We start from the raw sequence: 20,901 nt of genomic DNA on the forward strand, positions 1-20,901 counted from the left end.
CCGTCTCCTCCCGCCGAGCCGGAAGAGGTCTTTTCGGCCGACGGGCCGCGCTCCCCGTGCCCGGGTCCAGCCGGTGAACGGCGATATCGCGCCCCGCGTTGAGGGATCCGCGAGGAACACGGGGCCCGGGGCCGGTCTTTGCGTAGGCTGTACACCGGACCAGCCGGTCTGTTTTCTCGTGTGCGCGGTCGCTGTCGTACTCCTGGAGCACGGTCCCGGGACGCGGGCGGCACGGTGTGCGGTGGAGGGGCGAGATGTCACGGTCAGTGGGATGCGGATGAACGGCCGCGCGGGGGCGGCGGCATGGGTGGACGAGAGCCTCGGCGACCGGGAAGGCTGTCAACGCCGGGACGGCACTGCCGGGTCCGAGGGGCGAGAGCGGCGCTGTCGGCTCCCGTGACCCCGTACGGCACCCGGGACTGAACTCCTGCCCGCCGCGGAGCGAACCGCCCCGGCGTGGCACCGCGGTCGCCGCTCCGACGCGCGCACCACACAGGCCGATCACCATCAGACTTCGCCGGGCCCTGACGAGGGACCGGCGCTCCCTACCGGGCGAGGCATGAACACACAAGACACCGAAACCGAAGCGGTGCCCGCGGAAGGCGGACCGCGTTTCCGGATACTCGGTCCGCTGGAGGCGTCCGTCGACGGACGCCGACTCGCGCTCGGCGGGGCGGTCCAGGAGCGCGTGCTGTCCGTACTCCTCCTGGAGTCGGGCCGCGTGGTCCCCCTGCCCCGTCTCGTCGAGGCGGCCTGGGGCGAGGACCCGCCGACGACCGCCTCCCACCAGGTCCGCAAGGCCGTCTCGGAGCTGCGGCGACGCATCCCCGGGGACGCGGTCATCTCGACCGAGGGCAGCGGCTACCGCATCACCCTGGCCACGGCACAGCTCGACCTGCTGGAGTTCAACGACCGGATCCAGGCGGCCGAGCACGCCCTGCGGGAGAACCGGCGCCCCGACGCCGTCCGCGAACTGGAAGCCGCCCTGGCGCTGCGGCGCGGGGCGGTCCTCTCCGGCCAGGGCGGCTCGGTCATCGAGGCGGCGGTCACCGTGCTGGAGGAACGTTGCCTGGTGGCCACCGAGGAGTGCTTCACCCTGCGACTGGAGTCGGGCGCCGGCGGCGAACTGGTCGCCGACCTGCGGAACGTCGTCGCGGAGCACCCCCTGCGCGAGACCTTCCACGGCCACTTGATGCTCGCCCTGTACCGCAACGGGCGCAAGGCCGAGGCGCTGGGGGCCCACGCCCGGGTCCGCGAGATCCTCGCCGACCAACTCGGGGTCGATCCCGGCCCCCCGCTGACCAGGCTCTACGAGAAGATCCTGCACGACGACCCCGGACTGATGCCGACGGAGCGCCCCCGGCCCCCGGCCGAACGGCAGGACCGGGGAACCCCGGCCCCCCAGGTCTGCACCCTGCCGCAGGCGCTGCCGGACTTCACCGGCCGCACCAGGGAGGTGACCGAACTGCTGGACTGCGTCGACGTGGCCGGCGCCTCCGACGACCGGTCCGCGCGGGTCGTGGCCATCGACGGCATGGGCGGCTCCGGCAAGACCTCGCTCGCCGTGTGGGCCGCCCACCGGCTCGCCGACCGGTACCCCGACGGCCAGCTCTACGTGGACCTGCGCGGCTTCACCCCGGGGGAGCAGGCGCCGATGTCACCCGGCACGGCGCTCGGTCAACTGCTGCGCGCGATCGGCGTCGACGACGACCGCATCCCCGGTGACGTGGAGGCCAGGGCCTTCCTGTGGCGCGCCACCGTCACCGGCCGCCGACTGCTGCTGCTCCTGGACAACGCCGCCCGGGCCGAACAGGTCATGCCGGTGCTCACCGCGTCCCCGGGGTGCCTCGTCCTGGTCACCAGCCGTTCCCGGCTGGTGGACCTCGACGGCGTCAGCTGGGTCTCCGTGGGACTGATGACCCCCCAGGACAGCGCGGCCCTGGTCGCGGCGACCCTCGGCGCGGACCGGGTCGAGGCCGAGCCCGAGTCGGCCGCCGAACTCGCCGAACTCTGCGGGCATCTGCCCCTGGCCCTGCGCATCGCCACCGCCCGGCTGCGCAACCGGTCCTCGTGGACCCTGCGCTACCTCGCGGAACGCCTCCGCGACGAGACCCGAAGACTCGACGAGCTGCGCTCACCCCAGCGCAGCGTCGCCGCGACCCTCCACCTGTCCTACATGGCGCTCGACGAGCGGCAGCGCGCCGCCTTCCGCACCCTCGGACTCCACCCGAGCACCGGCATGGACGTCCACTCGACCGCGGCCCTGCTCGGCACCGACCTCCACGACGCCGAGTCGACCCTGGAGTTCCTGCTGGACATGAGGCTGGTCCAGCAGCCGGTGGTCGGCATCTACACCCTGCACGACCTGGTGCGCAGCTACGCCCGCAGCCTCTCCGACACCACGACGGCGGGGCAGGACGCGGCGGCCGCCGAACGGCTGCTCGGCTACTACCTCGCGGCGACGGACACCGCCTGCCAGGTCCTCTTCCCCGGCCGGGAACAGCGCGACACCGGCATCCCCGCCCACGAGGGCGCCCTGCCGGGCTGGCCGGACGGGGAAGCGGTCCGGGCCTGGTTCGACCGGGAGCACAGCGGACTGCTGGCCGCCGTCTCGCTGGCGGAACTGCACGGCCTGCACCGCCACACCGTGTGCCTCGCCCGCAACCTCAGCTTCCACCTCAACGCGCGCGGACAGTTCGACGACCTGTGGGACGTCGGGCGGACGGCGCTCGCCGCCGTCCGGGGGCTCGACGATCCCCAACTGCTCTGCGTCACCCTGTCGAACCTCGGGGTGGCCTGCTGGAAGGTGGGCCGGTTCGAGAGCGGCCTGGAAGCCGCCCAGGAGGCCCGGGAGGTCGCCGTGGCCCTGGGGGACCGGCACATCCAGGCGCACAGCGAATCCATCATCGGCCTCCTCGCCTCCATGCTCGGCCGCTACGAGGAGGCGCTGGTCCTGCTCGTGGCCGCCGTCTCCCGGTCGGCGGCCCTGGGCGCCAGCCGGGCCGAGGCCGAGGGGCGGTCCACCCTGAGCACGCTGTACGGGAACTGGGGCCGGTACGCCGAGGCCGCGGAGGAGGCCGCCCGCGCCCTGGAGATCAGCCGCGCCATCGGCTACCACGGCAACCAGGTCATGTCGCTGACCGATCTCGCCTTCGCCCAGGTCGGTCTCGGGGAACTGGCCGCGGCCGACGCGAACCTGGCCGAGGCGCGGCGGCTGAGCGAGACGCGGACGGCCCAGGGAGACGTCGGCCTGGTGCTCGCCCTGTCCGCCCGGGTGGCACACGCCCGGGGAAGGACGGCCGAGGCCGAGGAGTTCGCGGTCCGCGCGCTGGAGTTGGCCCGCTCCGGTGCGACGCCGGTGCGCCTGACCGAGGTGGAGAACCTCGTCGGGCACCTGCGGTCGGAGGCCGGGGCGTACGAGTCGGCCCTCGAACTGCACCGCCACGCCCACCGGTCCGCCGTGAACATGGGCTTCCGCTCCGAGGAGGCGTCCGCGCTGACCGGCCTCGCGCGGGCTCTGGAGGCCCTCGGCGACGAGGAGTCCGCCCGGGAGCACCGTACGGAGGCGGCCCGGCTCTACGCGGCCATGGGAGTCCGGGACCCGCTGATCGTCGCCGCCTGAGCACCGGGGGGTCAGGGCTTGACCGGCGGCGTGGCGGGACCGGCGTTGTTGGCCAGGACCACCGTGGCGCCGGCGGGTCCGGCCTCGGGCGCGTCGTGCACGGCGGCGACGGTGAGCGCGAGCCCGGTCATCACGAGGGCCGCGAGGACACCGGCGGCGTGGCGGGCGGTGCGGGCCTGGAAGCTGTTCTGGTTCGCGTTCACGGCTGGCTCCTACGGTGTCGGGAGGTCGGGGAGAGCGGCCCGGGTACCGGCCCGCTCTCGATGAATCCCAAGGTGCCGGGAGCCGCTCCCGGAGCGTTACCGCCTCATTCCCGGGCCCAGGGAAGCGACCAGGAACGGCGTCCGGGCCATCTCCACCGGACGGGGACCCGCGGCGGTGAGCGCCACGCTCGTCCGCATTCCTCCCGACTCCTGCCCGATCAGATCGAGGGCGCCGCGGACCCTCTCCCGTACGTCCGCCCACAGCGTCTCCCCGACCGGGGCCGCGGACGCGGGCCACGCGATGTCGAGGAGGAGGTGCATCCCCCCGACGGACACCGTGTCGACCCGGCACACCGGGGCCGCCGTCACGTCCGGCGGGCCGGGGCGCCGATCGACGTCCTCGCCCAGGAGCCGTCGCAGTTCGGTCCCCGCCGGCGGCCACGCCCCGGCGTGCGCGGGCGGCGGGGCGAGGCCCCGCACCACGGCGAGCAGGGCCGGTTCGGCGTCCTCGCCGGACAGGACGAAGTCGAAACCGGAGCCCTCGTCCGCGGCCAGCTCCCGCAGGGCCCGCACCGGGTCCCGGCGGACCAGGGTCCGCTCCGGCGGCACACAGCCCCGGCCGCCGGAGGCCGCGCCCGCTCCGGCGCGGCGCAGCGCCCACGGTTCCAGCCCGGTGTCCGCCACGGCGCGGACGAGCTCGGTGTGGGGAGTCAGCACGAGGACTCGACAGGGCTTACGCATCGGGGAGTTCTCCTACGGTGTCCGGCCGGGCCGGACGGATGGGGGGTACCGGCGCGGTGGCCGCCGGCGGGCCGTCGGCGGGGCGGGCGGTCATCGGGCCATCGCCTCGACCGGGCGGGCCGCGCGCCCCCGGGCCGTCTCGGCCCGGACGACGTCCGACAGCCGCCGGACGCCCTCCCCGACCCGGCTCACGGAGGGGTAGGAGTAGGAGAGCCGCAGATGGCGCTCACCGCCCCGGGTGTGGAACCCGGTCCCGGGTACGTAGGCCACCCCGCCCTCGACCGCGCGGGGCAGCATCGCCCGCGCGTCCACGCCCTCGGGCAGGGTCAGCCAGACGAAGAAGCCCCCGGCGGGCACCGTCCACGACACCCCGTCCGGCATGGTCGCCGCCAGCTCGGCCAGCATCGCGTCGCGCCGGTCGCGGTACAGGGCGCGGGCGGCGTCGATGTGCCCCCGCCAGGACGTCGTGGTCAAGAAGCGGCTCACCGCGCGCTGGGCGAGCTGCGAGTGGGAGAGCATCGCGCTCTCCGCGGCGAGCACCAGCTTGCCCGTGACGGTGCGCGGGGCGCGGACCCAGCCCACCCGGAGGCCGGGCGCGAGGGTCTTGGAGAACGAGCCCAGATAGACCACCCCCTCCGGCGCGTCGGCGCACAGCGCCCGCTGCGGCTCCGCGTCGAAGTGCAGCAGCCCGTACGGGTTGTCCTCGACGATCAGCACCCCGGCGCGGCGGCAGACCTCGACGACCTCCCTGCGCCGCTCCGCGCCGAGGACCCGGCCGGTGGGGTTCTGGAAGGTCGGCACCGTGTAGTAGAATGCGGCCGGCCGGCCCTCCGCGGCGAGCAGCGCGAACGTGTCGGCCAGCGCCTGGGGGACCACCCCGTGCGCGTCCATCGCGACCTCCACGACCCGGGCCTGGTGGGCGGCGAAGGTACTGAGCGCCGTCACGTAGGTGGGGCCCTCGGTCACCACGCTGTCCCCCGGGTTCACGAAGACGCGGGTCACCAGGTCGAGCGCCTGCTGCGATCCCATGGTGACCAGGACGTCGTCCGGCGACGCCTCGACGCCCTCGGCCGCCATGACCGCGCACACCTGCTCGCGCAGCTGCGGATCGCCCTGCGCGGAGCCGTACTGCAGGGCGCTCGCCCCTTCGGCGGCGATGACGTCCCCGAGGACCGCGCCGAGGGCCGCCACGGGCAGGGCGTCGGGGCTGGGCATGCCCCCGGCGAGGGAGACGACGTCGTCCCGGGCCGCCATCGAGAACAGCGCCCGGGTCTCGGAGGGCACCATGGCGTGCGCGCGGTCGGCGAAGCGCGGGGGCGGCCGGTGGGCCGGGTCGGTCGCGGGGAGCGGCTGGAAAGAGAGCATGACGTCTCCTGGAGAGGGCGGGGTGGGGCGGGTCGGCAGTCCTTCGGCGGGGCGGCCGTCCTTCAGACGGATGCCAGCTCCTGGCGCGGTTCGGCCGTGTCCGGCGCCGGGTCCTCGGTCCGTGGACGGAAGCGGAGCGCGGCCCAGACGCCGCAGGCCGCGAACGGCACCATCAGGGCGGCGATGGTGAGGAAACCCGCCTCGACCGACTGCCGGGAGGCCAGCCCCACGGCGGGCATCAGCGCGGCGGTGCCCAGGCCGATCGCGAGGAGTCGCAGGGAGGCCATCTTCGCCTTGTCCAGCGGGCCGGCCTGCTGCTGGAGGAGGGTCAGCAGGGTGGTGATGCCGTTCAGGTTGGCGACGCCGGCCAGGAAGAAGCCGGCGTAGTACGCGGCCGGGGCGGTCGTGAAGGCGAGCCCCAGGGCGATCGCCACCTGGAGCGACATCCAGACCGGCAGCAGGGACGGACGGACCGTCCAGCGGGTGAAGAAGGTCGCCGCGATCATGCCGACGCCCAGGGACCCCTGAAGGGTCGACGCCGCCCAGGACTGCCCGCCGGGCCAGGCTTCGACGAGCGGCACGACCAGGGTGGAGAGGCCGTAGGAGTACACGAAGTCCCCCGCGCACATCAGGACCATGCCGAACACCACGGTCTCGTGGCGGTGCCGGCGGAACAGGCCCGCCCAGTCCCGCAGCAGGTCCGGCAGGGCCGAGCGCAGGGTGGTGTTCCGCAGCCGTCCCGCCGACTCCCGGCGCGATGTCCGCAGCCGGGAGACCACCAGGGCGGCCGTCAGGGAGACGGCCACGTCGACCAGCAGGGCCTGGGTGGCCGTACCGACCATCAGGACCAGCCCGAGCGCGGCCATGCCGGTCAGGCTGCCCGCCTGGAACGCGATGCCGATCAGGCTGTTGAAGGCCACGGCGCGACCGCCGGCGATGTGGTGCGCGGTGAACTTGAAGAACGCGGTGCGCTGCACGTTGTCGAAGACCGCGAGGAAGACGGCGGCCGTGCCGACCACGGCCACCAGGCCGTCGTCGCTGACGGTGAGGGCGACCATGATGACGCCGACGGTCGCGGCCCGCAGGACGCTGCACAGCACGTAGACGGATCTGGAGTCGAAGGCGTCGACCAGCGGCCCGGAGAAGGGGAGCACCGCCACCGCCCCGAGCCCCTGGAGGGCGAAGATCATGGCGAACGTCTGGGAGTCGCCGGTCTGCTGGAACAGCGTCTGCCCCAGCGCCAGGGTGTACAGGCCCACACCGACGCTCGACAGGAGCATCGAGCCGAGCATGGTGCGCGCCGTGGTGTCCCGCAGGATCATGACGCCACCACCCGGACGGTCGCCTTGCCGGTGTTCCGGCCGTCGAGCATGCCCAGGAAGGCGTCGACGACCCCGTCGAACCCCTCGGTGACCGTATGCCGGTCGATGACCGTCCCCGCGGCGAGCGCGGGCAGCAGAAGCCGCTCCAACTCCTCCTGCGCGTCACGGTGGTTGCGGACGAGGAACCCTTCGAGCCGGATACTCTTCCCGACCAGGTCGAACAGGTTGCGCGGGGCCGGCGGCGGCTCGCTCGCGTCGTACTGCGCGATCGCGCCGCACCAGGCGATCCGGCCGTACTCCCGCATCGCGCCGATCGCGGCCTCCAGGTGCTCACCGCCCACGTTGTCGATGTACACGTCGATGCCCTCGGGCGCGGCCTTCGCCAACTGCTCGGCGAGCCGGCCCTCACGGTGGTCGAACGCGGCGTCGAAGCCCAACTCCTCCACGAGGAAACGCACCTTGGCCGGGGACCCGGCGCTGCCGACCACGCGGCCCGCGCCCATCAACCGGGCCAACTGCCCGGCCGCGCTGCCCACGCCGCCGGCCGCCGCGGAGACGTACACCGTCTCGCCCGGCTCGATCCGGGCGATGCGGGTGAGCGCGACGTACGCGGTGAGACCCGTGCCTCCGAGGATGCCCAGATAGGCCTCGGCCGGAACGCCGGGGGCCTGCGGCAGGACGCGTACCTCCTCGGGCCGGACGACCGCGTGGGTACGCCAGCCCTGGCGGTGGAAGACGAGGTCGCCCTCGGTCAGACCGTGCGTCCGGGAGGCGGTCACCCGGCCGATGGACCGGCCCTCCAGGGGGGCCGCCAGCGCCCAGTCGCCGTCCATGTTCTCCCGCATGTAGGGGTCGACGGAGAGCAGGACGTTCTCCACCAGGGCGGTGCCCGGGCCGGGGGCGGGAACCGGCCCGTCGACGAAGCGGAACTCGGCGCCGGTGGGCCGGCCCGACGGGCGGCTCACCTGCTGAACGGAACGTGCGGTCTGTGGCATGGGGTGCTCCAGGGTGACGTGAACGCGGGGGGAGGGCGGAGAGGGGGCGGGGGCGGTTCAGTTCAGTCGGCGGTCCAGCGTGGTCCGGATCTTCCCGCTGACCGGATTCCGTGGGAGCGCCCCCTCGGGGTGGCACTCGACCACGAGCTCGAACATCCGAAGCCCGTCGTCGTACAGATGGGAGTCCCCGAGTACCGGGAACGCGGCGACCAGGGCGGACCGCACCACATCCTCGTCCAGGTCCTCCCGCGACTCGGTGCGCAACACCAGCGTCTCGGTGCCCGAACGCGTCACCAGCTCCGCCTGGAGCTGCGACACCCGGAACTCCTCCAGCGCGGCGAGGAGGTCGCCGTGGTAGACCGTCGCCGACTTGAACTTCAGGAGCCCGTCACTGCGGCCGAGGTACTCCAGCACCCGGCCCGGGATCCCGCAGGGGCAGTCGTACGACGTCAGCCGGCCGATGTCCCCGATCCGGTACCGGATGAGCGGGCCCTCGAACTTCTGCATCGCGGTGATCAGCAGGTGTCCGGTCTCGCCGTCGGGCAGCGGGACGCCGTCCTCGTCGACGACCTCGACGAGGTTGTAGTCGTCGTTGACGTGGTGCAGCGTCCCGCCGAGCCGGTCGCACTGATAGCCGATCTGCGCACCGTCGTTGGCCGCCAGGATGCTGGTGATGGACCGGGTGCCGAGCTCGTCGCGCAACCACTGCTTGTCGGACTCGGTCATGGGAGTGCCGCCGTAGACGACCTTCTCCAGCCGCAGGGAGGGATCGCGTCGCCGCGCCTCCCGGAGCAGCGGGAGCACCAGGGCGGGCTGGCCCAGCAGGACGTTCACCGAGAAGTCGCGGACCAGCGTCAGCATCAGGTCCGCGGTGACCTGCTGCCCGGCGGAGAAGGCCTCCACCGGCATCCGGGACAGCTCACTGGCCGTCGTCATGAGGCCGCCGTAGAGACCCCCGCCGACCAGGGCGTTGAGGACCCGGTCCCCGTTGCCGATGCCGAGCGCCCGCAGCAGCGGGATCGCCTCGCGGACCATGTTCTCCCAGTCGGTGCGCGCGTACACGATGTACCGCGGGTCCCCGCTGGAGGCCCCGCTGCGCAGCACCTCCCCGCTGGGCAGCGCCCCGCTGGACAGCTCCGGGCTCCGCGGCAGCGACTTCGCCTCCAGGGTCTCCTTCTCCAGTACGGGCAGCCGTCCCAGGTCGGCGACCCCGTCGATCCGCGGCAGGTCGCGGTAGTGGGGCGTGCGGCGGGCCATCCCGACCAGGTAGCGGAGCCGGGCGTCCCTGCGGGACGCGCTCTCGGGGTCCGCGCGGCGCGCGGCGTCCAGCGTGGTGCCGGCCAGGTAGGTGGAGGTGAACAGCTCCCGGAACCACGGCGCGCGGCAGTCGATGTCCGCCACGGGCGCCCGCGGCCCGTCCTGCCCGGACGCCGGCCGGATGCGGACGGACGGCGTCCCGGGACGCCCGGCCGCCGCGAACAGCTCCCCCGAGGGGGCCGTCGCGCCGTCGGAGGACACCACCAGATCGGGGACCCGGACCACGACGCCCGCGACAGCGGCGCCGGGCATCGCCGTCGAGGCCGCGGGCAGCGGGAACCCCGGCCCGCGCACCACCTCGAACACGGCCTGCCACAGGGCGGGCCGCGAGGTCCGGACCGTCACCGCGTTGCCCGTCGCCCAGGACAGCAGGAGCCCGCGCAGGGTGTTGCCGGCCCGGTCGTCGTCGAGGACGACATGGCCCACCGGCTCGTGCTCCCAGACGTCGTCGGTGTCGACGAGCGGTCGCCAGGGGAACTGGCTCAGCCCCCCGAGCCCCTCGTCGAGGGCCTGGGCCAGGGCGTCGCCGTCCAGCAGCGGCCCCAGTTCGAGCAGGTCGGCCTCCTTCAGCAGCCGGGCCACCGGGGAGGAGGCGTCGTCGGCCAGATCGCGCTGGAGGCTGCTCACGGCCAGCAGCAGATCGGTCGGGTAGTGGCGCGTCATGCCGCACTCCCCGACCCGGCCGGGACGCGGGCCGCGGTGGTGACGGTGATGCCGGCCGCGCAGGCCCGCAGGAAGCGGCCCAGCTCCTCGGCATCGTGGTGCGAGGCCTCGATGAACACGGGGCACTCCCATTCCTGGTAGGTGATGTGATCGGGCAGCGGACGATCGGCGGGCAGGACGTACAGCCGGTCGACGCACGGGTGGTCCGCCAGGCCGTCCGGGAGGACGATCTCGGCCGGTCCGGCCGGGAGATGGTGGCCCGGGAAGGCCAGCCAGCCGTGGTAGCGGCCACTCGGCGCGGACGTCGGCGGAGGCTCCAGCCCCAGGCGTACGGCGATCTCGTGGGAGGGCAGGTGGACGCCGTGACGCCGCTCGTGGGCCGTGACCACACCGGCTCCGCCGACCCGGTTGGCGACCTCCAGGAAGACGAGCTCGTCGTCGGCGGTGTGGAACGCCTCCAGGTGGACACAGCCGTCCTCGATGCCGAGGGCGAGCGCCACCTCCCGCGCGAGAGCGCGGTGCGCTTCGGTCAGCGCCGTCTGGTGCGAGCCGAGCGGTGTGCCGTCGGCGTACTCGACCGGCTTGTTGACGTACCGGCTGGCCGACAGCTCCAGGAACCTTCCGTCCCGCATCAGCCCGTCCAGGTGCAGGATGTCGCCCTCGACGTACTCCTCCAGCTGGTAGGCCGCCGGGTCGGGCAGCCTGCGGTACGCGCTGAGCGCCGCGCGGGCGGTCTCCAGCACCACGACCCCCTCGCTGGAGGCGCCCGAGCGGGGCTTGAGCACCGTCTTTCCGCTCCACGGCAGCGGGCCGCAGGCGGGCGGCGCGCTCACGAAGCGCGGGTGGCGGATCCCGGAGCCGACCAGCGCCTCCTTCATCCGGACCTTGTCCCGGACGAGCTCGACCCGGGCCTCCGAGGGGCCGGGCAGCCCCAGGTGGCGGCGGACGCGCACCGCCTCCAGGATCCCGAACTCCGAGAGCGACAGCACCTTCTCGTAGCCGTCGGACGGATGGACCCGGGCCGTCACCCCGGCCACCAGGTCGTCGTCCTCACCCAGCGGGACCAGCGTGCACCGCAGACCGCCGGGGACCTCCCGCAGCGCCGCCGGCCGGCCGATGTAGGTCACGTCGTGCAGAGCGTGGTCGATGCCGCGGTGGTAGGAGATCTTGCGGTACGGCACCTGGTGGATCACGAGAATTTTCATCCGGAATACTCCAAGGCTGTGATGCCCCAGCTGAACCCCATGGCGCTGGTGGCCAGCAGGATCAGGTCCCCCTCGCGGAGCTTCTTCTCCGCCAGCAGGTCGTTCAGGGCGATCAGGGTGTCGGCTCCGCCCATGTGACCGAGCCGTCCGTAGTTGAAAACGCTGCGTTCCGCGGGGATGCCCAGGGTCGCCAACAGGCGTTCGTGCATCCCCTTGTCGCCCTGGTTGATCAGGAACCAGGCGACGTCGCCGACCTCGCGCCCGGCCGCGGCCAGCGCCTCGCCGGCCAGCCGGCCGAAGTTCTCCACGTAGGCGGCGCCGAGCCCCCGCCGGTGCGGACCGCGCCGGATGACGACCCGGCCGTCGCGCCACTCGCCCCGGTAGTAGTCCGACCAGCTGGGATCGGTGCGCATGGCCGAGTGGAGGACCCGGAAAGCGCAGCCGTCATCCGCCAGCAGAACCGCCGCGCCCGCATCACCGAAATTGAACAGCGCCTTGGAATCCGGGTCACCGTAGTCCACCATCCTGCTCAGCCGGTCGCCGAGGAGAACCAGCGTGTACGTGCCCGGCGAGGCCGCGACGGAGTCGGCCGCGAGGCGGATCGCGGTCAGGCCGGCGTTGCAGAAGTTCGTGATCTCGTAGCAGTGCGCGTTCCTGATGCCCAGTTCGTCGGCGACCGAGGCGGCCGGCGACCAGAACGGGGTGTCCCAGACGCCGGAGCCCGCGTAGATCACCTCGCGGACGGCCGAGCGGTCGGTCCCCAGCCGCTCCAGCAGCCGGGCGGCGGCCCGCGACGCCAGCCCCGCCGACGTCTCGTGCTCGGCGAGGACCGGGAACGACCGCGTGTGGGTGATGGCCGCGAGGTCCGCGACCGGGACGCCCGACACCTGGTGCATGTCCCGGACGTCCACCGTCGCGGACGGGAAGCAGACGTCGAAGTCGACTATGCCGCCCACGGTTCCCTCGCCCCGATGCTCACGCGGTGCACGGTGCGGTCGACGCCGGGCTCCACCGCGGTGGCCGCGTGGTAGGTGAGCTCGCACTTCCAGATCACCAGGTCGCGCGGGGTCCACCGGTGCTCGTAGACCCGTGCGGGGTCCTGGATCAGCCGGTCCAGGAGGGCGAAGAACTCCTCGTTCTCGTTCGCGTCGAAGCCGATCACCCGCTCCATGTACTCCGGCGCGCCGTACACGTAACGGCGGCCCGTGGTGGGATCGGTCTTGATCAGCGGGTGCTCGACGGGCGGGTGCTGCTCCTCCACCAGGGCCTTGAACTCCGCTATGGACAGTCCGGCGTGCTCGGGCGAGATCCGCTGGCGCTTGGCGACGGTGTGCACCGCCGTGCGGCCCTCGACCTTCAGCTTCCACTCCTTTGGCAGCCGGTCGTAGACGTCCGCCGCGTTGGCGTAGAGGGTGTGGCCGCTGGTCCCGGGGACATCGATGCCGTGCAGCATCGTGTAGGGCGGCGCGGACCGCTGGTAGGAGGAGTCCTGGTGCCAGAAGTTGCCGACCCGGGCGACGCCGATCGCCAGGTTGTTCTTCTTGGCGTTGGAGGAGATCATGATCTCCTCGTGGTCCGGGTGCCGGTACTTCGCCATCAGGAACGGCACGGGGCGCCCGAGCCGGCCGGCCAGGTCGATCTGCTGCTCCGGGGTGATGTCCAGGGAGCGGACGACGACCAGCTCCCGCTCGTGCAGCAGCGTGGTCAGCTGCTCCCAGAGCGCGGGGTCCCGGAGGTCCTCGAAGGTCGCGCCGGTGACCTCGGCGCCGATGAAGGGCGTGAGCTCGCCGATCCGGATGCCGGTGGCGCCGTCGGTGGCCGTGTGGGTTCGGGTCATGGTCATGCGACTCGTGTCTCCTTGAGGTCGAGTTGAGCGTCGTGGGGGAGGGGCGTTCAGCTGGGGTCGTCCGCGAGGCACCGCGCGAGCGCCTCGACGAACCCCTCGATCTGCGCTTCCGTACGGAAGGGCGCGACGGTCACCCGGAAGCGCTCGCCGCCCTTCGGAACGGACGGGAAGTTGATGGGCTGCACGTAGACGGAGTGCTCGTCGAGCAGCCGGCGGGAGACGCGTTTGACGCGGTTCCCGCCCGGCACCAGGATCGGGACGAGGTGGGTGGGCGCCGGGACGTGGGCGATGCCCGCCTCGGTGAGCCGCCGGCGCATCAGTTCGGCGTTGGCGTGCAGCCGCTCCCGCATCCCGGCGCCCTCGGGGCTCCGGATCACGGACAGGCTCGCCAGGGCGGCGTCCAGGGAGGCCCGGGGGATGGTCGTGGTGAAGATGAAACCCGGTGCGTGGGAGCGCGTGTAGTCCAGCGGCACGTCCGGGCCGGCCACGTACCCGCCGGTGGCGCCCACCGCCTTGCCGAACACGCCCTGGACGAAGGTGGCCCGGCTCTCGCCGATCTCCTCGCAGACACCGGCTCCGGTGGGCCCGAGGACGCCGATCGCGTGGGTCTCGTCCAGATAGGTCTGCGCGTGGTACCGCTCGGCCAGGTCGCAGATCTCACGGATGGGCGCCACATCGCCGTCCATCGAGTACACCGACTCGAAGACGATCAGCTTGGGGCGGTCCAGGGGCTGTGCCGCGAGGGCGAGTTCGAGGTCGGTCAGGTCGTTGTGCGCGAAGACGTACTTGTCGTTGCCGGATGTCCGCACGCCCTCGATCAGCGAGCGGTGGTTGAGCGCGTCCGAGAACACCATGGTCCTGGGCTCGGCGCGCAGGAGGGTGGTCAGCGTCTCCACGTTGGCCACGTAGCCGCTGTTGAAGACCAGCGCCCGCTCCTTGGCGTGCCACCCGGCCAGCAGCGTTTCCAGCTCCACATGGGCCTCGCTCGTCCCCGCGATGTTGCGGGAGCCGCCGTTGCCGGTGCCGTGGCGCAGGGTGGAGGCGATCTGCGCCCGCATCACGTCGGGGTGCTGGCTCATGCCCAGGTAGTCGTTGGTGCACCACACCTGGATGCGGCGCCCCTGGTGGAGGGCGTGTCCCCGGTCCTCGGCGAGGTAGGAGCAGGCGACGAAGTCGCGGTACAGCCCATCCGCCCTGAGCTTGTCGAGACCGGCCCGGAGGCCGGCGTAGGTATCCGCGGTACTCGTGGCGTCCGCGGGAGGAGGGGCGAGAGTGGAGATCACGGTGGTGCCCTCTCGGGTCGGGTGACTCGGTTGAGGAACACCATGAAGGCCACCGTTCCCGATCCGTTCCCGGCCCGCTCCTGCCCGGTCTCCCGACCCGCCCCCGCCCCTGCCGCCCCCGCCTCCCCGTGCCCGTCTCCGCCCGGCCCCGGTTCCGTTCGGTCCCGGTCCAGGCCCCCGGGCCCTCAGCCCCCGGGGAGCCCGACGGCCGTACGGCGTGGGTCAGAGGTCCAGGACCAGCCGTCCGCCCCGGCACCGCGAGACGCAGATCAGCATCGAGTCGCCCCGCTCGTCGTCGGTCAGCAGATCGTCCCGGTGGTCGATCTCGCCCTCCAGGACCCGCTGTTGGCAGGTCCCGCAGAACCCCTGCTCGCAGGAGTACGCGACATGGGGCGCCGCCGTGCGGACGGCGGCCAGCACCGACTGCCCGGCCGCCACCGGCACCGTGCGCCCGCTGCGCCGCAACTCCACCTCGAACGGCCCGGATCCGGGGCCCGCCGCGTCCCCCGCCGCGGCCGAGAACCGCTCCAGGTGCAGGGGGCGCCCCGCCGGGAGCGCGGCGGCCACGGCGTCCGTCAGCAGTTCGGGCCCGCAGCAGTAGACCGCCGTGCCCGGAGCGAGCTCCGCCAGCGCCCCGGCCACATCCGGGTGCCCCGTCTCGTCCTGGGCGACGACCGTGACCCGGTCGCCGTCCGCGCCGAGCTTCTCGATCTCCTCCAGGAACGGCATCGACGCCCGCGACCGGCCCCCGTACAGCAGCCGCCAGTCGGCCCCCGAAGCGGCCAGCGACCGCAGCATCGGCAGGACCGGGGTGATGCCGATCCCGCCGACGACGAAGACGTACGCCGGAGCCTCGGTCAGCGGGAAGCGGTTGCGCGGCCCGCGCACCTCGATCTCCAGGCCCTCCCGGAGCTGTTCGTGCACCTCCCGCGAACCGCCCCGGCCGTCCGCCACCAGCCGGGTCGCCACCGTGTACGCGCCGGTGTCCTCCGGGTCGCCGCAGAGCGAGTACTGCCGCACCAGGCCGGACGGCAGCACCAGGTCCAGGTGGGCCCCCGGCTCCCAGCGCGGCAGCCCGGCCCCCTCCAGCCGGAGCCGTACGACCCCCTCGGCGACCTCGCTCCGTTCGGTGATCAGCAGCCGGCGGACCGCGGTCGCGCGCCGCTGCGAGTGGCCCGATACCGGCTCGGGCAGGGCGGGCAGCGGCCACAGCGGTGACCGGGCGATCCGGCGCTTCAGGGCCCGCCGGGTGAGCAGGGCGGCGCCGGACACCAGCACGACGGTCCGCAGACGGGGCAGTGCCACGGTTCAGGCCCCCTTCGTGGTCTCGGTCTCGGCGGCGAGCGCGGCGGGGGAGCGGGTCAGGTACTCCACGGCCTGGGCCGTACTGCCCTCCTGCGAGGGGTGGTAGGACCGGCTGAGATAGCTCGGCACGGACCGCAGGATCGCGCCGGTGCTGGGCAGCGTGCCCCGCTTCCCGCTCGCGTGGAACGCCTTGAACGAGGCCTTGCCGTCCAGCAGGGTGGGGTCGTTCTCCATGAAGAAGCGGGTGCCGCGCTGCCAGAGGAACACCAGCGCGGAGAAGGCCGCCGCCCAGGTGCGCACCCGCCGCCGGTACCCGCCGTCCACGTGCATGAAGACGTCGAAGGCCACCGATCGGTGCTCGACCTCCTCCGCCCCGTGCCAGCGCAGCAGATCGAGCATCGTGGGATCCGCCCCCCGGCGGTCCAGCGCGTCGGCGTTGAGGATCCAGTCGCCGAGGAACGCGGTGTAGTGCTCGATCGCCGCGATCGTCGCCACCCGCTCCATCAGCCACCACTGGGAGGCCCGTCCCGGCGGCAGGGTCCGGTCCCCGAGCAGCTTCTCGAAGAACCAGTCGACCTGCGCGGTGTACGGGGTCGGGTCGAGGCCCAACTCCCGCAGATGCGGGAGCACATCGTCGTGGGCCTGCGAGTGGACGGCCTCCTGGCCGATGAACCCGATGACGTCCTCGCGCAGTCGGTCGTCGTGGATGTACGGGAGTATCTGCCGGTAGACGTGGATGAACCAGCGTTCCCCGGCCGGGAGCAGCAGATGGAGCACGTTGATGGTGTGCGTGGTGAACGGGTCGCCCGGCACCCAGTGCAGGGGGGTCTTCTCCCAGGCGAAGGACACCTTGCGGGCCTTGAGGGGCGTCCGCTCCGACGCGACCGCCGCAGGCTGCGTGTTAGACATGGTGTCAATGTACTGACGGGTATGCGGCGGGACCAGAGGCGTGCGGGGATTTCCGCACCGCTCCGGAACGCCGCGCGCGATGATCGGTGGATGACGAAACCCGTGCAGGCCAGGTCCTTCGACGCCATCGCCGCCGCCTACGACGCCCACCGCCCCTCCTACCCGCCCGCCCTGTTCGACGCCGTCGAGGAGCTGGCGGGGCTGCCGCTCGCCGGGGCCCGGGTCGCGGACGTCGGGGCGGGGACCGGCCTCGGCACGGCGCGGCTGTGCGAGCGCGGGGCCCGGGTCACGGCGGTGGAGCCGGGCGACGGGATGGCCGAGCAGTTCCGCCGGGGGCTGCCGGACGTCTCCCTGGTCCGGGGCGACGGGAACGACCTGCCGCTGCGGACCGGTTCCATGGACCTGATCACGTACGCCCAGGCCTGGCACTGGACCGATCCGGCGCGTTCGATACCCGAGGCCCGCCGGGTGCTGCGGCCCGGCGGGGCGCTGGCGCTCTGGTGGAACGACGGCGACCCCGCCGTGGAGTGGCTCGTCGACCAGGAGAACCGGATGCGGGTCTTCTTCGGGGTGGAGGTTCCCGCCGCCCCGTCCCACCGGGCCCGCTTCCGGGCCGCGCTGCCCGACGGGCTCGACTTCCGCACCCGGCAGGTGGCGTGGAGCCGCCGCGTACCGGTCGACGCCCACATCGCCAACCTCGCCACCCACTCCGACTTCCTGATCGGCGACCCGGTCGAGGTCGGCGACTTCTTCGACCGCGAACGGGCCCTGCTGACCGCGCTGTTCCCGGGCGGCGAGGTCGAGGAGGCCTACCTCGTGAGTCTGGCCGTAGCCCATCCCTGAGCCCGTTCCCGGGGGCGGGAGGCGCGACGTCCCGCGCGGGCGGGGCGGCCGGCCGCCCTGGAGCAGCTCTCCGGGCGACGGCCCCCGGTGGTGCGTTCCGGCCGGACGCGGCGGGCTGGTTCACGGGCCGACCGGAGCCGGGGGTCCCGGCCGCGTGCGACGGAGCCGGGAAGCCTCGGCCCCGTACGCGGATACGCTCAGCCGCGGTCCAGATACGCCAGCACCGCCAGCACCCGGCGGTTGTCGTCGTCCGACGGCGGCAGGCCGAGCTTGCCGAAGATGTTCGACGTGTGCTTGGCCACCGCCCGCTCCGTGATCACCAACTGCGCGGCGATGGCGGCGTTCGACCGGCCCTGGGCCACCAGCTCCATCACCTCCCGCTCGCGCGGGGTGAGGACGCCCATCGGCCTGTCCTGCGAACGGCGCGACAGGAGCTGGGAGATGACCTGCGGATCCATCGCCGTACCACCGGCCGCCACCCGCCGCACGGCGTCGATGAACTGGTCCGCGTCGAAGACCCGGTCCTTCAGCAGATATCCGATGCCGCCGTCGCCGTCCGCCAGCAACTCCCGCGCGTACAACTGCTCCACGTGCTGCGAGAGCACCAGCACCGGCAGACCCGGCCGGGCCCGGCGGGCGGCCAGGGCGCACTGGAGGCCCTCGTCCGTGTGCGACGGCGGGAGCCGGACGTCGACGACGGCGACGTCCGGCTCCAACTCGGCCAGGGCCTTGCTCAGTTCGGGTCCCGTCTCCACAGCCGCGGCGATCTCGAAGTCGTACGCCTCCAGCATCCGCACCAGGCCGTCGCGCAGCAGGAAGAGATCTTCGGCTAGGACAACTCGCAAGGAATCTCCATGGTCACCATGGTGGGACCGCCCGCGGGACTGCTGACGGCCAGGACGCCGTCGAATGTACCCAGTCGCCGTTCGATTCCGCTCAGCCCCGAACCCGACCCGACGACGGCACCGCCCCCGCCGTCGTCCGTCACGGAGATCCGGAGCATCCCCTCCGCGTGGTGCAGGTCCACGTACACCCGCTCGGCCCGCGCGTGCTTCACCGCGTTCGTCAGGGCCTCGCTGACCGCGAAGTACGCCGCCGACTCCACCGGGGCGTCCGCCCGGCCCGGCAGCTCCACCGTCACCTCGGAGGCGACCGGCAGCCGCAGGGCCAGCGCCTTCACCGCGTCGCCGAGGCCCCGCTCCGCGAGGACCGGCGGGTGGATGCCCCGGACCAGGTCCCGCAGCTCCGTCAGCGCCTCCGCCGACGACTCCCGGGCCATCGCCAGCATCTTCTTCGCCCGCGCCGGGTCCTTCTCGATCAGCGCCTCGATCGTGCCCAGGTTCATGCCCATCGCGACCAGCCGGGCCTGCGCCCCGTCGTGCAGGTCCCGCTCGATGCGCCGCAGCTCGGACGCGGCGGTGTCCACGGCCTCGTGCCGGGTCTCGGTGAGCCGCCGGACCCGCTGCGCCAGCTCCTGGTCCCGGGTGGGCGCCAGCAGGGTGCCGGCGAGCAGGAAGTGTGCCCGCAACAACGGCCCTGAGGTCCGCAGCCCGATGTGGAAGATCGCGATCCCGAGTGCGAGGGCCGCGATGCCCGAGGTCTGGCTGTCCACCGGGACGACCCCGTACCAGTACGGATCGTCCCGGAACACCCGCCACAGGCCCGCCGCCAGGACCAGCCCCTCGACCGGGTAGATCATCAGGGCCGCTGCCAGGATCGCGAGGACGGTACCCGCGGTCATGTCGACCAGAAGCCACTGCAGGTCCCGCCGGGTCGCGGGATCCCTCAGCATCAAGGTGGTGCGCTCCACCTGGCCGGTGACGCCCGCCCGCAGGCCCTTCGGGAGAGGCCGGTACGGGACCGGGATCCGCACACCCGACCAGGTCATCGCCCACAATCGCCGCTGATTGGCGTGCTTGCGTACGGCCTCCAGCACCGTCGGGGTGCTGAGAACGCCGATGCCGAGCGGGATGAAGGCGACCGAGAGCATCGCGAGCACGAACAGGGTGATGGACACCGGCAGCCCGACCACGGACAGGAACAGCCCCCGCCCCGCCGCCAGCGCCGCCGGCCGCAGCCGCCCCGAGAACACCGTCATCGCGCACCCTCCCCCTCACCGGAGCCGGGCCGGCGCCCGCTCACGGAGCCAGTCTCACCCGGCCCCGCCCCGCCGCGTCAGCCGGTTCGCCACCCGCCGGGGGTGTACCTGGCACCACCCCCGACCCGCAGCGCGACTGGCGTACTCCGCGCGGCCTTTCGCGGCTGCCGAGCCTGGAGGCCGACGGGCCGGCCGGAGCCGTGGGCGCGCCGGCCCCGGCGGCCCAGCGGCTCTGAGACGCCCGGACGGCCCCGGACCACGGTGAGGAGGAACCGTGGTCCGGGGCCGCCGGACGTTCCGGGGAGGACCGAGCCGGTCAGGGCGTGTACTTGTACCCGACCCGCCGGACCGTCTGGATCGAACGGCGGTACTCCGCACCGAGCTTCCGGCGCAGCCGGGCGACATGGACGTCGACGGTGCGCCCGTCGCCCACATGCCCGTAGCCCCACACCGTCGTCACCAGCTGGTCGCGGGTGTGCACCCGGTGCGGGTGCGCCACCAGATGCGACAGCAGCTCGAACTCCAGGTACGTGAGGTCGAGGTCGACACCGTCGACCGAGGCGGTACGCCGGGTGGCGTCGATCCGGACCGGGCCGCCGGGCGCTCCGTCGTCGGCCGCCCGGTCGGGCTCCGGCTGCTGGGTGAACGGCGAGCCGCCCGGCCGGAGCCGGGAGGCCGCGACGGCCCCCGCGAGCGCCGCCGGCTGCTGGTCGGCCGGCACGAGCACCAGATAACCGATCATCGGCGGCTGGCCGGGCAGCGTGGGCAGGGTGTGCTGGGGCGCGGGCAGCCAGGTGGCCCCGGGCGGAAGGAAGTCCGCCACGTCGGCGGGCCCGGCGACCTCGTCACGGTCGACCGCGCGCAGCCGGTGACGGTTCGGGTGGGCGGGGAGGGAGCGGGCGGTGGGACGGGCCGCAGCGGGCGCCGGGGACGCCGCGGTGGCGGCGGACGCGGCGGAGAAGGTACGGGTGTTCGCCATGAGGGTCAGCTCTTTCGCGCGAGGAGTCGTCAGGGACGGACTTGCGTCGTGCGCGCGGACCGAAGGCCGGGGTGAGCGGCTTTAGTGGGCCCGCGCGTTCCGCGCGCGGCAACACACCCGGTCGAAATCATGGTGCTGACGGGAAGGCCAGAACGGTTCGAGGTCGCTGCGACCCGACGCGATGTGCTGGTAGCTGGCCATGTGC

The 20,901-nt window shown here is 73.3% G+C and carries 17 protein-coding genes; 2 read left to right on the forward strand and 15 right to left on the reverse strand.

Going from position 1 to position 20,901, the window contains the following annotated elements; genetic code table 11:
- Window positions 1-559 precede the first annotated feature (559 nt).
- Window positions 560-3,622, forward strand: coding sequence for an AfsR/SARP family transcriptional regulator (locus tag DTB53_RS23245; protein ID WP_012381216.1), 3,063 nt, complete (start codon window positions 560-562; stop codon window positions 3,620-3,622).
- Between the two features lie 11 nt (window positions 3,623-3,633).
- Here DTB53_RS23245 and DTB53_RS23250 read toward each other — a convergent pair whose 3' ends face one another.
- From DTB53_RS23250 to DTB53_RS23305, 12 genes are all read right to left on the reverse strand, one after another.
- A complete protein-coding gene (locus DTB53_RS23250) occupies window positions 3,634-3,825 on the reverse strand; it encodes a hypothetical protein (RefSeq protein WP_012381217.1) in 192 nt (63 codons plus the stop codon).
- Between the two features lie 96 nt (window positions 3,826-3,921).
- On the reverse strand, window positions 3,922-4,566 hold the full coding sequence (locus tag DTB53_RS23255; RefSeq protein WP_012381218.1) for a hypothetical protein: 645 nt from the start codon (window positions 4,564-4,566) through the stop codon (window positions 3,922-3,924).
- 90 nt (window positions 4,567-4,656) lie between these two features.
- Entirely contained in the window at window positions 4,657-5,931 is a 1,275-nt protein-coding gene (locus DTB53_RS23260) for an aminotransferase-like domain-containing protein (protein WP_012381219.1), read from the reverse strand.
- A gap of 62 nt (window positions 5,932-5,993) precedes the next feature.
- Window positions 5,994-7,253, reverse strand: a complete 1,260-nt coding sequence (locus DTB53_RS23265; protein ID WP_012381220.1) for an MFS transporter — start codon at window positions 7,251-7,253, stop codon at window positions 5,994-5,996.
- Entirely contained in the window at window positions 7,250-8,248 is a 999-nt protein-coding gene (locus tag DTB53_RS23270; protein ID WP_012381221.1) for an NADP-dependent oxidoreductase, read from the reverse strand. Before DTB53_RS23270 ends, DTB53_RS23265 begins: the two co-directional genes overlap by 4 nt.
- Before the next feature lie 57 nt (window positions 8,249-8,305).
- Complete coding sequence (locus tag DTB53_RS23275; protein ID WP_012381222.1) at window positions 8,306-10,228, reverse strand: phenylacetate--CoA ligase family protein; 1,923 nt, start codon at window positions 10,226-10,228, stop codon at window positions 8,306-8,308.
- Complete coding sequence (locus DTB53_RS23280) at window positions 10,225-11,433, reverse strand: ATP-grasp domain-containing protein (protein ID WP_012381223.1); 1,209 nt, start codon at window positions 11,431-11,433, stop codon at window positions 10,225-10,227. The genes DTB53_RS23275 and DTB53_RS23280 overlap by 4 nt, the downstream gene beginning before the upstream one ends.
- Window positions 11,430-12,389: a 3-oxoacyl-ACP synthase III family protein gene (locus DTB53_RS23285; protein WP_003969566.1), complete on the reverse strand. Its 960-nt coding sequence runs from the start codon at window positions 12,387-12,389 to the stop codon at window positions 11,430-11,432. The genes DTB53_RS23280 and DTB53_RS23285 overlap by 4 nt, the downstream gene beginning before the upstream one ends.
- Window positions 12,377-13,276, reverse strand: a complete 900-nt coding sequence (locus DTB53_RS23290; RefSeq protein WP_012381224.1) for a TauD/TfdA dioxygenase family protein — start codon at window positions 13,274-13,276, stop codon at window positions 12,377-12,379. The genes DTB53_RS23285 and DTB53_RS23290 overlap by 13 nt, the downstream gene beginning before the upstream one ends.
- Before the next feature lie 50 nt (window positions 13,277-13,326).
- A complete protein-coding gene (gene hemA / locus DTB53_RS23295; protein ID WP_012381225.1) occupies window positions 13,327-14,562 on the reverse strand; it encodes a 5-aminolevulinate synthase in 1,236 nt (411 codons plus the stop codon).
- A gap of 222 nt (window positions 14,563-14,784) precedes the next feature.
- On the reverse strand, window positions 14,785-15,867 hold the full coding sequence (locus tag DTB53_RS23300; RefSeq protein ID WP_012381226.1) for a PDR/VanB family oxidoreductase: 1,083 nt from the start codon (window positions 15,865-15,867) through the stop codon (window positions 14,785-14,787).
- Between the two features lie 3 nt (window positions 15,868-15,870).
- Window positions 15,871-16,776: a metal-dependent hydrolase gene (locus DTB53_RS23305; RefSeq protein ID WP_012381227.1), complete on the reverse strand. Its 906-nt coding sequence runs from the start codon at window positions 16,774-16,776 to the stop codon at window positions 15,871-15,873.
- Between the two features lie 90 nt (window positions 16,777-16,866).
- Here DTB53_RS23305 and DTB53_RS23310 point away from each other — a divergent pair, with 90 nt between their 5' ends.
- Complete coding sequence (locus DTB53_RS23310; RefSeq protein ID WP_003969571.1) at window positions 16,867-17,619, forward strand: class I SAM-dependent methyltransferase; 753 nt, start codon at window positions 16,867-16,869, stop codon at window positions 17,617-17,619.
- Window positions 17,620-17,816: 197 nt separating this feature from the next.
- On the opposite strand, the gene DTB53_RS23315 is transcribed toward DTB53_RS23310, so the two are convergent.
- From DTB53_RS23315 to DTB53_RS23325, 3 genes are all read right to left on the reverse strand, one after another.
- Window positions 17,817-18,464, reverse strand: coding sequence for a LuxR C-terminal-related transcriptional regulator (locus DTB53_RS23315; protein ID WP_012381228.1), 648 nt, complete (start codon window positions 18,462-18,464; stop codon window positions 17,817-17,819).
- Window positions 18,449-19,717: a sensor histidine kinase gene (locus DTB53_RS23320; RefSeq protein WP_012381229.1), complete on the reverse strand. Its 1,269-nt coding sequence runs from the start codon at window positions 19,715-19,717 to the stop codon at window positions 18,449-18,451. The genes DTB53_RS23315 and DTB53_RS23320 overlap by 16 nt, the downstream gene beginning before the upstream one ends.
- Window positions 19,718-20,033: 316 nt before the next feature.
- Window positions 20,034-20,696, reverse strand: coding sequence for a winged helix-turn-helix domain-containing protein (locus tag DTB53_RS23325; protein ID WP_003969574.1), 663 nt, complete (start codon window positions 20,694-20,696; stop codon window positions 20,034-20,036).
- Window positions 20,697-20,901: the final 205 nt, after the last annotated feature.

It is taken from the genome of Streptomyces griseus (assembly GCF_900460065.1).
GTDB lineage: Bacteria > Actinomycetota > Actinomycetes > Streptomycetales > Streptomycetaceae > Streptomyces > Streptomyces griseus.